Raw genomic sequence first — 15,392 nt, forward strand, 5'->3', positions numbered from 1 at the left:
AGTGATGCTAATGCAATTAAAAAGGACTGATACCTTAATGAGAGGGTATCAGTCCTTTTATTATACGCTTTTGATTTGTTTTGATAAGGTATCTAAAAATAATTGAGCTGCTGTACTAAAGGTGTGTTGTTTTCGCCATAAGCAATACATAGTTGATATGTTTACATCGCTAAGGGGAATGAAGGTTAAATCACTATTTAAGGCCGTATTGACTATTTTATCATAGGTAAGAGCGTAGCCAACGCCTTCACGGACTAGGATCATGGCATTATACAGTAGATTATAGGTAGCTACAATATGTAATTTAGCATTACCAAACCAGCGTGGAAAGTCGATAATCATATTCTGACGAGAGCAAATTAATGGTAAACCTATGAGTTCTGGCAATGTTAAATAGTCTTTCTGTGACAGCGAATTATTTTGAGGAACTATTAATCCCCATCGATCGGGCATAGGCATTGGATAGCTTTCATACTTTGTAGAGTCTTGATAGTCCATAATAAAAGCAAAATCTAAGAGGCCTTTATCGAGTTGTTCTAATACATCTTGAATATTGCCGCTGAAAACATGGAGTTGAATTTTAGGATGTACTAATTGTAGCTCTTTAATAGCTTTTGCTACGGTGGTAAACGATTCTGATTCAGCACTGCCAACATATATGGTACCTTCAGCTAGGGTGGCTAAATTCTGGAATTCCAGGGTAGTTTTATCTGTTAAATCTACAATATCGTGAGCACGTTTTTGTAGTAAATGGCCGGCTTCAGTTAGCTCTATATTGTAATTAGTGCGCGTGTAGAGCTTAACACCTAATTCGTTTTCTAAATCACGAAGCTGTTTTGACATAGTAGGCTGTGTAATATGAAGCTTTTGTGCAGCTCGTGACATATTGCCTTCGCGAGCCATTTCTAAGAAGTAGCGCAGTACACGTATTTCCATAGGTCCTCCTTTTCTTTTGTTACTTATAGTATAGACTAAATAGAAATAGATTAAAAGCATAACTAGATATAAATTATAAATAATTGCTATATTTACTGCTCTGAATATAATAGAAGTATCGAAACTTTGTTAAGCGGCTTCTGTATAGATTAGAAATTAGAAGGTCTAGGCAGTGCAAATTTACAAGGTAAATAATTGTAAAGGAGAGGTGATATGACATCGTCTAAATTAGTTTATATTCTAGCTATTGGCGTGTTCGGTATTTTAAATACAGAAATGGGTATTATTGGTGTATTACCGTATATTGCCACGCAATATAATATTTCCTTAATTCAGGCGGGTAGCTTATTGAGTGTTTTTGCCTTAGGTGTCGCTTTAGCAGGGCCGACGATGCCTTTACTACTATCAAAGTGGCCACGCAAACCACTAATGTTATTCGTATTAGCCGTATTTACGATCACAAGTATTTTGGCGGCGTGGGCGCCTAATTTTGAGACTTTATTTATAGCTCGTTTAGTGCCAGCCTTACTACATCCTGTGTATTGTGCTATGGCATTTTCCTTGGCCGCTAGTTCAGTTGCAAAGAAAGATGCACCAAAAGCAGTGGCTAAGATTAATATGGGTGTGGCTGCTGGTATGGTTATAGGTATCCCTATTAGTAATTTTTTAACAATTCAGTTAGGTTTGAGCTTTGCCTTTTTATTTTCGGCATTAGTAACCGCCTTAGTTTTTGCTTTAACCTTGTGGCAGATTCCTGATTCATTACCACATGAGCAGATTTCTTATGGCGAACAATTACAGGTGTTGCGTAAAGTTTCTTTATGGCTAGCGATTTTCTTTGTAATTGCACTGAATGGTTCTATTTATGGTGTATATAACTATTATGTATGGCGGTATATGTTTAGTCGTAGTGGCTACTATTATTTTTATAGGACAGCGCCTATATGAAGCTCGTTTAAGTTCGTAATTATTAAATATTTATATAGTCATTGTGTTTAAGGAGGATATATATGAAACTTAGTAAATCTTTTTTGAAAAAAGCAGTAATTGCAGCTGTAGTTGCCTCGGTATATGGTATGAGTGGTGGTCATAATTCTGCTTTGGCAGCTGAGGTAGAGTATGTGCCAATTGCGAGCAATGCAGCGCATGTGGCTAAAGCACAGCAACAAGTAAGGCCTACAACTGATGCACAAGATAAAATTAATTCACCGGTGAATCAACCAGAAGCATTAAAATTAGAAACAAAATGGGATAAAATTTTCCCAAAAAGTGACAAAGTAAATCATCGCAAAGTGACCTTTGTCAATCGTTATGGCATTACCTTAGCAGCCGACTTATATACGCCTAAAGCTGGAACTGGTAAAATGGCAGCCATTGCCGTTGCAGGGCCTTTTGGGGCTGTTAAAGAACAAACTTCTGGTTTATATGCACAAGCATTAGCTGAGCAGGGGTTTGTAACAATCGCTTTTGACCCATCCTATACGGGGGAAAGTGGAGGCACACCACGTAATATGGCATCTCTAGATATTAATACAGAAGACTTCAGTGCTGCCATTGACTTTTTAGGTACTTTAGACAATGTAGACCGTGATAATATTGGTCTTATGGGTATTTGTGGTTTTGGCGGTATGGCATTATCTGATGCGGCTATGGATAAACGCGTGAAAGCAGTGGCTACGTCTGTTCTTTATGATATGTCCCGCTCGATTGGGCAAGGCTTAAATGATTATTATACAGCGGATGATCGTGATAAAGTATTACAATACTTAGCGGATAAACGTTGGGAAATGGTTGATAGAGGTACTACGGCGCCTGGCTATCATGAGGTACCTATTATTGATGGACAGTTAATAACCTTAGAAGATGGTCATTTGTTACCAGAAGTAGCTTCTCCAGATATGGATCCAGTAGGTAAACAATTCTTTGATTTCTATCGCACTGGTCGAGGGTATCATCCACGTTCCATTAACTCTACAACGGCTTGGGTAGACATTATGCCGTATGGTTTCATGAATTTCAGTATGTCTGCGCATTTAGATGAAATCGCACCACGTCCTGTATTATTGGTGACTGGTGAAAATGCTCATTCTCGTTATATGTCCGAAGATGTAATGAAGGCATTAACTGGTGATAATAAAGAATTGCTTATTGTACCAGGTGCTACTCATGTAGATTTATATGATAAGACAGATGTAATTCCATTTAAAGAAATTACAGAATTCTTCCATAAAAACTTGAAGTAATTTATAAAATACTACTTGTAGGTATTTAAGTACTTATGAGTAGTATTTTTTTAGAAATTAGTGTGTTGCTACTAAATTAATAACTTTAATAGTAGGAGGACAGATAAGTAGCTATGAATAGAATAATTATTAAAATTATGGTCCTAGTGAGTATGATTGTAAGTGGTCTTGGCGGACAATCTTGGTCTGCTCCTATGTTTATACGGATTTAGGTGAAGCGGTTAATCCTATGGATTGGGAAGAATTGCTTGGTGATGGGAATGTTACGATTACATTCTCAAAGTAGTAAAAAAATGCCTTGACTTGAAGTTAACTCTAAATTATATAATACAATTAAATGGAGTATATTCGATATACTGAAAGTTAATTGTATTGAGTTAATCTAATTGTGGATCTAGGAAATATTTAGCCGTATATATTCCATTAGGTTAATAGTAGAGATAAAGAGAATGTTGGAGGGGCTATAACATGGAAGGACATAAAAAAAGACAACCGTGGTTCATTTGGCTGTCTGCTGTAATTGCGTTAGTTGTGGTGCTAGGCACCATTGTATCATCAACTGCTTGGGGCGCTCATATTATGCGACAAAGTCGCAGTTTGTATTATCAGTATATGCCACACGCTGGTGTTGAAGCTCGTTATGTGCGGCAATTAGTTACGCCTGATATGGCTCATTCACGAATTATTATGTGGGAAACAAGACAGCCTATAGAGGACCCCGTTGTATTATATAAGCTAGCCGGTGCTTCAGACAGTGAAATTCAGACGGTAGCAGCCACAAGGGTACGATTTGAGGAAGATGATACAATTCGTTATTTATATAGAGCAGAATTAACAGGCTTAGCAGCGAATAAAACGTATGAATACCAAGTTGGGCAAAATATAGTGACTAAAGATTGGCGCATATTAAAAACAGCTGCTAATGATACATTTACGGCCTTAGTTTTTCCTGATTCGCAGTCAGCTGATTATCGTGGGTGGCATGAATTGGTAAAAACGGCATATGCTAATAATCCAGAGGCGGGCTTATTCATTAATATGGGCGATTTAGTAGACAATGGTGAATCTGCTTCGCAGTGGGATGCTTGGTTTGATGCGGTAGAACCTATGATAAGCAATATTCCTTTTTCCGGTGTTATAGGAAATCATGAATATTATTCCTTAGATTGGCAAATGAAAGAGCCTACCGCCTATGATGCTTTTTTCAAGTTTAAAGCACCTACGGTAGGCTTAGAAAGTACAGCTGCTGGTGATTCATCACGGCGTGCTTTTTATTCCTATGATTATGGGGATGTTCATTTTGTTGTGTTGAATACACAGTTTCAAGAGATGAATGAAATGTATCGTGATGCGGTACAAGCAGAACAATTAGCTTGGTTAGAGCAAGATTTGGCAGATACAAAACAGCCATGGAAAGTCGTGCTTATGCATCGTGATGCATTTACTTACCCTCATACGAAGGCTCCTAATAGAACGGCCGGTATTAATGAAATGGGTTACATGTTTATGCCAACCTTTGAAAAGTACAATGTGGACTTAGTATTATCGGCTCACTATCACATGTATCGACGTCGTGGTCATGTAGAGAATTTTCAGCGCAGTGAAACAGGCCCTTATTATATTATTACTGGGGTAGCCGGTGATGTGAAATATGCAAATATTTGGCTTGATCATCCTTTAGATGAATATAAATCGCCATATTTAGAGGCCGATAATTATTTGGTATTGCGTAAGCAAGCGGATTCGCTTACGGTAGATGCTTATTTATCAGATGGTACACAGTTTGATACCATTACCCTCACTAAATAAGTTCGCTTAGGGTATCGGCTACATATTGTAAATCCGATTCTTTGTGAGCGGCCGTTACCGTTAGGCGCAAACGACTTTCGCCTTGTGGTACTGTTGGCGGACGAATAGCTGTTAAAATAATACCTCGTTCAAATAGTTCCTGAGATAATTTTAGGGCTGTTTCGGCAGAGCCAACGATGATAGGGAAAATAGGTGTTGGTTGATACTGTGCTGCTAGGCTGGTGGCTGTTGTTTTATGAGCCACAGTGATTCTTTTCTGTAATAGAGCTTGAGTCATATACTCTATGTTATGTTGTAGTCGCTGGTATATGGAAGCATCTTGCGATAATAGGGTGAGACTCTGCTGTGCGGCGCCAATAGCCGCTGGTACTAAGGCGGTGGAGAAAATAAAACTACGGCTCCGATTAATAAGCGTATTAATGATGAGCTCATTGGCACAGACAAAACCGCCTTCGCTGCCTAAGGCTTTGCTAAGTGTGCCGAGCTGAATGTCGACCTCTTGACTGCAATTAAAATGATGTGCGGTGCCTCGACCAGAGCCAATAACCCCGGTAGCGTGAGCGTCATCTACCATGAGCAAGGTTTCATAGCGTTTGGCAAGGGTCACTAAGTCTGGTAAAGGCGCTATGTCACCGTCCATGCTGAAAACGCCATCTGTCACAATTAGTCGTTTGCCAGTAGGCGGTAGTGATTTTAGTAGTGATTCAAGGTGATTACAGTCATTATGATTATATATATGTATATGAGCCCCACTGAGGCGACAACCGTCGATAATACTGGCGTGGTTTAAGGCATCGCTTAGAATATGATCCCCTTTAGACATTAAACCTGAAATAGTACCTACATTGGCCATATAGCCTGTGTTGAATATAAGTGCTTGCTCTGTACCTTTAAAATTAGCAAGTTGTGCCTCTAATTGAGAGAGTGCAGGATATGTTCCTGATGTAAGGCGCGCACCACCAGAGCCCGTACCATAATTGGTAAGGGCTTTTTTTGCATGGGCAAGCACTTCTGGATGATGAGTGAGACCTAAATAATTATTAGAGGCCATCATTAGATAAGTCTTGCCTTGGAGACGGACATGGGTACTATCAATGGGCTCATAGGCTGTGCAATGGCGTAATTGGTTAGTGCTAGTTAGTTGATTTAGTTGTGATTCATAAAATTCCTGCAGCGTAGATGAAAGCATAATACACCTCGTAATTATTAAAATTATAAAAAAATTAAAGGGCAGCAGGCGGTATTAAATCGTTAACACTATCAGAAGGGACCGTTACTAATACTGTTGTATTTTCTAGATAGCTTTGCAATTCACTTACTTGTGTCGTTGGTTTGACAAAAAATATTCGGCCGCCACGAATATCGCCTAATTCTTTAAGTGGACCTAAACGGTGATAGGAGTTGCCATAGCTTACATAACCAGTGGTGTAGTCGGGATCATCAGAAATGCAAAATTCCCCGACTACTTGGGGGGCACTGAGAACTTTGCTAGCTAGGACTAGGGCTTCCTGAAAATGGAGTCCTTCATGCCCTTGGGATTTAAAATAGTTACAAGCATTAGTTTCATCGGCAAAGGCCATGCGACTTACTCGTAGGCCACGATTACCTAAGATATCCATACGTTCGCCTGTAAGGGCGTTGCAGAGCATGGCGCCACGCATAGCTTCTGTCTGTGTTTTGAGTAAATGAAGCCCTTGTTGTAGCGCTTCAGCTGTAATTCCATGTTTCGTTAATAATTGGTTAGCTATAGCATAGGCGTCTATGACCGATTTAGCTTGCGTTGTTTTCACTGTAAGGGCGGGAATATATTGAATACTTTTAGTATCGATAGTGTCGATGGTGAGACGAATAAAATCAGCACGGCCTTTGCTGTGATGGAGCGCTCGGTGTACTAGTTCAGATGCTAATTGTTCTAATTCATTTTCCCTTACAATTCGTTCGGCCCCCGAAATATGATGCCCTCCTTTTTCGTGTGCCCCACCTTGGGCTGCTCGCATGCGAATGCTATAGTACATGAGTGGAACCTCCTACTGCAGCTGGAACGGCTCGCCGTACTTTACTAAGGACTTTTACTAAAAGGGGTGAACAAATAGCGGTAAAAATATAGCCTGGTATAGCCATGAGAATCATAGCATATGCTAATTTACCAAAAATAAGACCTAAGGTTAGACGTGCCATAATAGAGGCGATAGGGCCTGCGATGATTTGTGACCAAATCGTATTACGGCCTAAATACAGGACGGCACCGGCAATAAGACGGAATTGCATGGCAATAGCCACGTTGAGTAAGTTTTGGGTGCCTAATAATAAAGATAAAAGACTGGCTAAACAGCCTGCTATAATATATCGTTTGAAGCCAAAGACGGCACAGATTGCAACCGCTAATGGGGCAGATAGCTGAAAATCAACACCAGGGATGACATTTGGAAGCTTGATAGCTCCTGTAATGCCAATCATAGCAGCTAAAATGCCAATTTCACAGATGGAACGAATCGATATTTGTTTCATAATGGTTTTTCCCTTCATAGTCTCTTTGATACCTAATCCCTAATCTGCATTGTTAACCTTGTTGATTTTTATGGTTAACCTTTATTGGCTTTATTATACGTTACTGTTAAATACCTGTAAATTTCAATTTATTTAGTAGGAATTTTATGTATCTCAAATAGTCATGATAATTTACAAAAAGTAATATAACCTCTAGCCCTTTAATCTCTCTTGCGAATTTGGTATAATAAAACAGTAATAACTAACCTGCGTGGTCAGGTTGTTCACAGTCAAGGAGGACGATATTGTGGAATTAGTACAAAATTTAAAAGCAAAAGTAAAACCATTAGGTAAAAAAATTGTATTACCAGAATACGAAGACGCTCGTGTATTAGAAGCAACAGCATTGATTCTTAAAGAAGGCTTTGCTACACCAGTATTGGTTGGTAATCCTGATGATGTTAAAGCATTAGCACAAAAAGAAGGTTTCAACATTGATGGTGCTGAAATTATCAATCCTGAAACGTATGATCGTTTACCAGAAATGATTGATATTTTTGTTGAAAAACGTGCTAAAAAAGGCATGACTCCAGAAAAAGCAAAAGCAACTATGCTTGGGGACTGCTTATTCTTTGGTGCTATGTTAGTACATCTTGGTGTTGTTGACGGCATGGTAGCAGGTTCTGCTAGCCCAACAGCTAATGTATTACGTGCTGCTTTACAAGTAGTAGGAACTAAACCAGGTCTTAAAACTGTATCTAGTTCTATGTTTGTATTTACTGACAAAAAACAATATGGTGATGAAGGTATGCTCGTATTCTCTGATTGCGGCGTAATTCCTAACCCAACATCTGAACAATTAGCAGATATTGCTATGTCCTCTGTTGAAAAAGCTCGCAAAGTTGGTAACATGGCAAATCCTCGTGTTTCCTTCTTATCCTTCTCCACTAAGGGTTCTGCGTCCTCCCCAGAAGTTGACAAAGTTGTGGCCGCTGTTGAATTGTTAAAAGAACGCAATGTAGATTTTGACTTTGATGGAGAATTACAATTGGATGCATCCATTGAGCCTTCTGTTGCAGAACGTAAAGCGCCTGGTAGCAAAGTAGCAGGTAAAGCTAATATTCTTATCTTCCCTGATCTTCAGGCAGCTAACATTGGCTATAAATTAGTACAACGTTTTGCTGGTGCTACAGCACTTGGTCCATTGATTCAAGGTCTAGGTGCTCCAATTCATGACTTATCTCGTGGTTGCTTTGCTACTGATATTGTTGATGTAGTAGCTATTGCAGCAGCTGAAAGTGCTGAATAATTAATTTACTGTGTAGTCAACTAAGTGTTAGGCATTTTAATTGGCTATAGGTGAATACTAATTTCATATAATATATGAATATATTGACTCCGTTTTTGTCATAGTTTTACAAAACTCTGACAAGAACGGAGTTTTTGCTTTTTGTTTTGTGGTATAATATAAAGGAATAACTAATAATATTCTCAAAATAAGACTTCTTTTAAGTAAGAGAGGACAGCATATGAAATTATATTATTTAGAACACAGTGGATTTATGATTGACGCAGGTCGTCAATGTTATATATTTGATTATTGGAAAGATCAGGCCCAGCTTGTAAAAGCCGCACAGGCTGCTGGTAAAGAGCTGTGGTTCTTTGTAACTCATTGGCATGGGGATCACTATTCACCAGCTATTTTAGATTTTAACAGTGATACAACTCGATATATTGTGCATGAAGATGTGCCTCATCAAGATATGCCAGCTAGCCGTACAACCGTGATGGCTGTAGGTGATACTACCACAGTAAATAATTTGAAAGTTACCATGTATGGCTCTACTGATGAAGGTGGTTCTTTCTTAATTGATACAGGGCGTAGTAAATTATTCCATGCGGGCGATTTAAATTGGTGGCATTGGTTAGGTGATACGCCGGAAAATATTGACTTTGCTCGTGATTTTGCGCGTAAAGAATTCCAACGCGTAGCTGGTATGCAGACCGATTTAATTTTATTCCCTATAGATGCTCGTTTAGAGGCTGCTCGTGAATGGGGGGCTATTGAGCTTCTTCATGTAGTGCCACAGCCAAAATTATTTGTGCCTATGCATGCTAATGGTCCAGTGTGGGAACCTTCTTTGTATTTTAAATCGTTATATGAGCACATGCCTCTTTGGATTCCCCAACAACCTGGTGATGAAGTAGACTTAGCTGTCTATGGGATTGAATAGGTTGAAAGGATTTTTGATATGAAACAACGAACAGCATGGCCGATAGCTACATTGCTATTAGTGGTCATGATGGTTATATTTCTAGGGGTGTATCCGTTTCGTGCAGATCCGTTGTTTGGCTTCTTAACCCATGTGAGTGGGGCTGCTATGATTGGTGGTTTAGCCGATTGGTATGCAGTGACTGCTTTGTTTGCAAAGCCTTTGGGGATTTCTTATAAAACAGCATTGATTCCTCGTAGTAAGGCACGCCTAGTAGAGACTGCTCGCTATATGATGGTAGAAGAATTATTGCGGGTACAGCCTGTGTATATGATTATAAAAAAAGAACAACTACCTAAACGAATTCTCATGTATTTTCTTAGTGAGGAAGGACGGCGCCAAATTAATCAATTTATTGAGGAAGTAGGCTCACAAATGGGGAGCCGTTTTGATGGCGCGCCTTTGCGGAAGGAAGTAACAAATGCTATAAAACAGGGTGTAGCTCATTGGGAAGTAGCGCCTTTATTGATTCGTTTTGGACATCTTATGATGCAGCGGGATACAGCGGCTGTTTTATGGCTATATGTGAATCGTATGGCGCAACGCTTACTCAGTTCGCAAGGTATTAGGCCGTATATTGTAGGCATTGTAGCTTCTATGATGAATCGGTATGCAGAAAACTCATTTTGGCGTGAACTAGCGTTAGCTCTTGGTAGTGATAGTTTTTCCCCAGAGCGAGTAGCTGAGTTAATTCAACAAAAAGGGGCCGAGTTTTTAGCCTCTCAAGAGTCTATTTATTCACCTATGGGGCAATATGTGTATAATAAAGTGCTGTGGGGCTTATCAGAACTAGAACGAAATGGACAGTGGCGACAAACGGTTGAAAATTTAAAAAATCGTTGGTTACAAGATGCCTTAGAAGATGTAGAATTAGCAGGTGACACAAAAACCTGGCAAGGTATTTTTAAACGCGCTCAAGAAGAAGCGGAAGCGTATGCACGTAGTCTATTACAAGATAAGGGTAAATTACAAAGTTTAGAGCGTCTTTTGTTGTATCAATTAGTGCCATTGCTTCGCAAGTTACGACCTTTTGTCGATACATCGGTAGTACGGGAATTAATGGCGTATTCGCCACAGCGCTTAGCCGATATTATTAAAGGCAAATTATATCATGATTTACAGATGATTCGTATTAATGGCTCCTTAGTAGGTGCTGTGCTGGGTGGGCTTTTTTATGTAGCCGCTCAGCTCGTACAAGGAGGTGTAAGTCTATGATTGGTGGTGTACCTTATCGTGTGTGGGCCAATCGCATTTTGATTATCTCCGCTATTTTGTATGGCATAGTATTTGTTGGCCAATTTTATATACATGCCACTTGGTATGAAGCATTGTATTGGTTAGTTCAATCTGCCCTTATTGGTAGTGTGGCTGACTGGTTTGCTGTGACGGCTTTATTCCGTAAGCCTTTGGGTTTTCCCTATCATACGGCACTGATTCCTCGGAATAAGGAGCGAATGATATCCGGTTTAGTTCATTTAATTGAAACTCGTTTGCTTACGTTAGAACAATGCCAGCGCGCGCTACAATCGGTTAAATTTTTGCCATATATTGATAGTTATATCCAAAGCGATAGAGGTCGTCAATATATCCGAAAAGCATTGCGCAGTTTATTGCATTTAGTTTGGCATAGTCGCAGTGAAAAGGAATGGGCTGCTTGGGGTGCTGAAAAATTACAGCATTTTTTACATCGTCAGTCTATTACGGGGCCGATGCAACAATTTTTGACCGATGTATGTCGTACAAATAAGCATGAAACAACGATTATTAAAGGGTTAGTATTGCTACAAGAAGCCTTAGATAAACCGCAGGTTCTTTTGTGGCTTACGCATACAATTGATCGTGAGATTCAAGCTCGTAAGGACAGTTTTATCTCTGCCATTGTAATTGGTGTTTCAGAAGCAACCGATATTATTAATGCTCGTGATATGGCGATGGCTATGTTGCGAGAATTATATATGGTTTTAGAACGGTGGAAACGACCAGGGAGCACTGAACGTTTAGTCTGGATGCAACAGTGGTTAGGTCCTTTGCAAGAATTGGCATATAATAGCTCGGTGAGTCAGACTATTGATGGTGTATGGCAACGGTGGATTGATGAGCAAGATTGGGCGGATATTTTAGAAACTTATATTTGTCCGTATATTCATAACGTAATTCATATGGCGGATAAAGAAGATACTTTTGAAGAAGAAACACCGGTGAAAGTATTAGAGCAGTCATTGCAAGATTTATGGCAAGTATATAGTCGCAATCCTGAAATTGAAGTAAAAATTGAAAACATGTGTCAGCATATGGCAGGCTATTTGTTAGTACGAGGTCATGCTTTGTTAGGTGTCATTGTGCGACAAGTACTGGGCGCTTTAAGTACGGATCGTTTTATTTACTTTATTGAGTCTAAAGTAGAAGATGATTTGAGTTGGATTCGGATTAATGGTGCGTTAGTTGGTGCAGTATGTGGCCTTGGTGCATGGAGTTTTTTACATTTCATTTATGAGCCTTTATTAGCTATGTGGGGGTTATAAAAGTTAGTAAGGCGAAAGGTGTAAATAAAAAGTTTATAGACACAAATAAAGTAAAGATATAAATAAAGAAGGGGCATTGGAAATGGAGGGTTTCCAATGCCCCTTCTCGTTTGAAGGAAAAAGTTATATACATCAAGTATGGTACTACTATGATGTGCCTATATAGTCTTGTGACTATGAAAGCAGCTTAGTTTGCTTGGCTTGGTTGGGCTGCAGTACGTTCTAATTGTAAATCTTCAAGCATTTGTAAATCTTGAAGCGGAGAACGTCCATCGGTTGTTAAATAACCACCAACCATAATGCCATTAAGACCACCGGTTAAAGCGAGAGCTTGTAAATCGCGTAAGTTAACTTCACGACCACCAGCTGTACGAATTTGAGCGGATGGTAATACGAAACGGAACATAGCAAAGGTACGCAAAATTTCAAGTGGTGCTAATGGTTTGTTATGTTCGAAAGGTGTACCTTTAATTGGATTTAAAATGTTAAGAGGCACAGAGTCAATGCCTAAACGTTTTAATTCATAGGCCATTTCTACGCGTTGTTCTAAGGTTTCGTTTAAGCCAATAATACCACCAGAGCAGACCCGAATACCTGCTTTTTTAGCATTTTCAATAGTGAACATTTTATCTTCAAAATTGTGAGTGCTACAAATGTTAGGGAAGTTACTTGGTGCTGTTTCAATATTAGAATGATAGCGGGTTACGCCAATTTCTTTTAATTGAAGGGCTTGTTCATAGGTAAGAAGGCCTAAGGAACAGCAAATTTCAAGACCTGTTTCTTTATGAATGCGACGAAGGGCACTGAGAATTTGGTCAAATTCTTTTGGATTATTAGTGTTACGACCACTTGTTACAATGGAAAAACGGATAGCACCGGCTTCTTTTGCTTTTTTAGCGTGGTTAACAATATCTTCTTCGTCCATAAATGGATATACAGTTACACCTGTTTCATGGTGAGCTGATTGAGCACAGAATTTACAATTTTCTGGGCATTTACCAGAGCGGGCATTTACAATAGCGCATAAGTCCACTTCATTACCATTAAATTTTTGACGAATTTTATCAGCCATAGCTAAGAGTATCATCGTATCTTCGTCTGATACATTAATTAGCTGTTCTGCTTCTTTTGGAGTAATTTCACCACCATCTAAAATGCGTTGGGCGTACGCAATAATTTCTTCGTAACCAATCTTGTTTGTTGTTGTCATGAACCTACACCTCTGTATTCTAAAGTTTATCCCGCTCTACCTCTGAGCTTCGACTGTGAGTCGTTGCCTTTATTATACGTAGCTTACAAAAGATAGTCAACCATGAATTTTAATTTAGGTTAACAATAACTTTCGATGTATATAAGGGTTAACAATGACTGATGATATACGGTTTGGCTAATAAGGCCTGTTGATATATGATAGACTTAACAGCAACTATTAAAATATGTTTAGGTTAACAATAGTGGCGCAGATAGATATATCTTGGGAGAGATAATACCAGTTTGTAAAAAAATAACAAAAAATGATTAGGACAGATTACGAATTTAAAAGGCCTGTGATAAAATAGAAAGTAATATAGTTTGACCCTAAGTTACAAGTATTTGATGGATATATGTAAATGCATGAAGAGAGGAGGCGAGGACTATGTTAGTGTTGGAACGAAATAGTGCTACGCCTTTATATGAACAAATCTATCAATATATAAAACAGCGTATTGAAGGAAGGCAGTATGAGGCAGGTTCTCGTTTGCCCTCAGTTCGATCTTTAGCTGGTGAAGTGGGAGTAAGTAAAATTACGGTGGAGCAAGCTTATTTACAATTAGCTGCAGAAGGTTATATAAAGGCTCATGATCGGTCGCCCTATGAAGTATTACCATTGCCTATGGGCGGAGAGAATATAGTCAGTGATTCTGAAAAGGATTGGTTACGAAAGTCATTTAGCGATATAAAGGAAGGGAGAGCAGGCGCATTTCTGCCTCATTATCGAATAGGTGCGAGGCCGCAGCAACAAAGTATTAAGGCTAGCGGTTTTAAGGATATAGAGACATCTTTAATACAATACAATTTTGCTACTGGTGCTATGGACCCAGAAGGATTTGATTATACTCGTTGGAAGCGTTATATTGGTTATGTATTACGAGAACCAGAACGTCTTTTGGCGTATGGTGATCCTCAAGGTGAATGGGAGTTGCGCGTACAATTGGCACAGTATTTGAATACAGCTAGGGCGGTGCGAACAACAGCGGAACAAATTATTATCGGTAGTGGCACGCAGCCTATGGTTATGATGATAGCCGCCCTTTTGAAACGCGCTCATATTACTACTGTTGCAATTGATAGTAGTGTTTTAATAGGCGTAACTCACATTTTTCAAGATTATGGATTTACTGTAGTTACCATTGATCAACATAGTGAAACTCTTATAGAGGATTTAATAGCTATGAAGGTACAGGCTTTGTATTGCACTCCGTCTCATGGTGATCGTCAAGGCAGAGTCATGAGTGCGGGGCGACGTAAAGAAGTTTTACAGTGGTCTAAAGCTGTGGGTAGTTACTTAATTGAAGATGATTATGATAGTGAACTTCGATATTATGGTCGCCCTATATCCTCGTTACAGGGGCTAGCTCCCGAGGAACGCGTTATTTATCTCGGCACACCTTCCAAGGTATTGCCGCCGTCCATTCGTATTAGTTATATGGTATTGCCACCATCGCTATGGCAGGATTTTTTAACATATCGCAGGTCCTATCGACAAAGTGCTAGCGTTATGGAACAATTAGTATGGGCTCGCTATATGGGGGCTGGCGAATGGTCTAAGCAAATTCGAAGATTGCGTAAACACTATGCGGATAAAAGTAAACATTTAGTCGGTTTGTTGCAAGTGGCTTTTGGTAATCGTGCTAAAGCGTATTTGCCAGAAGGTGGGGTATATATTGGTTTAACTGTATATACTCTATTAAGTGGGGCAGACTTATTGGCTAAAGCCCACAAGTCTGGTTGTGATGTGCGTATTGAAACGGATACGATGATTGATGGCGAAGTTCATTGTTTATTATCATTTAGTGCTATTCCTACCGCTAAGTTACAGGAGGCAGTAGCACAGTTGGCAAATGCATGGAAAGGAGTTTGAA

Annotated in this window: 13 protein-coding genes; 8 read left to right on the plus strand and 5 right to left on the minus strand. The window is 39.3% G+C overall.

Going from position 1 to position 15,392, the window contains the following annotated elements; all coding sequences use genetic code 11:
• Positions 1-60: 60 nt before the first annotated feature.
• Positions 61-936 (minus strand): LysR family transcriptional regulator, encoded by an 876-nt coding sequence (locus NFR44_RS05225; protein WP_251441648.1) that lies wholly within the window; start codon positions 934-936, stop codon positions 61-63.
• 213 nt (positions 937-1,149) lie between these two features.
• On the opposite strand from NFR44_RS05225, the gene NFR44_RS05230 reads away from it, so the two are divergent.
• From NFR44_RS05230 to NFR44_RS05240, 3 genes are all read left to right on the plus strand, one after another.
• Positions 1,150-1,884, plus strand: a complete 735-nt coding sequence (locus NFR44_RS05230; RefSeq protein ID WP_251441653.1) for an MFS transporter — start codon at positions 1,150-1,152, stop codon at positions 1,882-1,884.
• A 62-nt stretch (positions 1,885-1,946) separates the two neighbouring features.
• Positions 1,947-3,179 carry an alpha/beta hydrolase gene (locus NFR44_RS05235; protein WP_251441654.1) on the plus strand — a complete coding sequence of 411 codons (1,233 nt, stop codon included), beginning with the start codon at positions 1,947-1,949 and terminating at the stop codon, positions 3,177-3,179.
• Positions 3,180-3,647: 468 nt separating this feature from the next.
• The gene (locus NFR44_RS05240) at positions 3,648-4,988 is read left to right on the plus strand and encodes a purple acid phosphatase family protein (protein ID WP_251441656.1); all 1,341 of its coding nucleotides are present in this window, start codon (positions 3,648-3,650) and stop codon (positions 4,986-4,988) included.
• Here NFR44_RS05240 and bioF read toward each other — a convergent pair.
• From bioF to NFR44_RS05255, 3 genes are read right to left on the minus strand one after another with little or no spacing between them, the layout of a single operon-like run.
• Entirely contained in the window at positions 4,981-6,177 is a 1,197-nt protein-coding gene (gene bioF, locus NFR44_RS05245; protein ID WP_251441657.1) for an 8-amino-7-oxononanoate synthase, read from the minus strand. The two genes, NFR44_RS05240 and bioF, sit on opposite strands and share 8 nt — an antisense overlap.
• Positions 6,178-6,211: 34 nt before the next feature.
• Entirely contained in the window at positions 6,212-7,003 is a 792-nt protein-coding gene (locus tag NFR44_RS05250; RefSeq protein WP_251441658.1) for a 6-carboxyhexanoate--CoA ligase, read from the minus strand.
• A complete protein-coding gene (locus tag NFR44_RS05255; protein WP_251441659.1) occupies positions 6,993-7,496 on the minus strand; it encodes a hypothetical protein in 504 nt (167 codons plus the stop codon). Before NFR44_RS05255 ends, NFR44_RS05250 begins: the two co-directional genes overlap by 11 nt.
• A gap of 286 nt (positions 7,497-7,782) precedes the next feature.
• Between NFR44_RS05255 and pta the strand changes: the two genes are divergently transcribed.
• From pta to NFR44_RS05275, 4 genes are all read left to right on the plus strand, one after another.
• On the plus strand, positions 7,783-8,784 hold the full coding sequence (gene pta / locus NFR44_RS05260; RefSeq protein WP_251441660.1) for a phosphate acetyltransferase: 1,002 nt from the start codon (positions 7,783-7,785) through the stop codon (positions 8,782-8,784).
• A gap of 220 nt (positions 8,785-9,004) precedes the next feature.
• Positions 9,005-9,709 carry an MBL fold metallo-hydrolase gene (locus NFR44_RS05265; protein WP_251441661.1) on the plus strand — a complete coding sequence of 235 codons (705 nt, stop codon included), beginning with the start codon at positions 9,005-9,007 and terminating at the stop codon, positions 9,707-9,709.
• An 18-nt stretch (positions 9,710-9,727) separates the two neighbouring features.
• Positions 9,728-10,963, plus strand: a complete 1,236-nt coding sequence (locus tag NFR44_RS05270; RefSeq protein ID WP_251441662.1) for a DUF445 family protein — start codon at positions 9,728-9,730, stop codon at positions 10,961-10,963.
• Complete coding sequence (locus NFR44_RS05275; protein WP_251441664.1) at positions 10,960-12,270, plus strand: DUF445 family protein; 1,311 nt, start codon at positions 10,960-10,962, stop codon at positions 12,268-12,270. Before NFR44_RS05270 ends, NFR44_RS05275 begins: the two co-directional genes overlap by 4 nt.
• Before the next feature lie 187 nt (positions 12,271-12,457).
• Here NFR44_RS05275 and bioB read toward each other — a convergent pair whose 3' ends face one another.
• A complete protein-coding gene (bioB, locus tag NFR44_RS05280) occupies positions 12,458-13,480 on the minus strand; it encodes a biotin synthase BioB (protein ID WP_251441667.1) in 1,023 nt (340 codons plus the stop codon).
• Between the two features lie 426 nt (positions 13,481-13,906).
• Between bioB and pdxR the strand changes: the two genes are divergently transcribed.
• On the plus strand, positions 13,907-15,391 hold the full coding sequence (pdxR, locus tag NFR44_RS05285) for a MocR-like pyridoxine biosynthesis transcription factor PdxR (RefSeq protein WP_251441669.1): 1,485 nt from the start codon (positions 13,907-13,909) through the stop codon (positions 15,389-15,391).
• The last annotated feature ends 1 nt before the right edge of the window (position 15,392 follow it).

The sequence above is a fragment of the Veillonella intestinalis genome (assembly GCF_943193155.1).
In the GTDB taxonomy this organism is placed as follows: Bacteria; Bacillota; Negativicutes; order Veillonellales; family Veillonellaceae; genus Veillonella_A; species Veillonella_A intestinalis.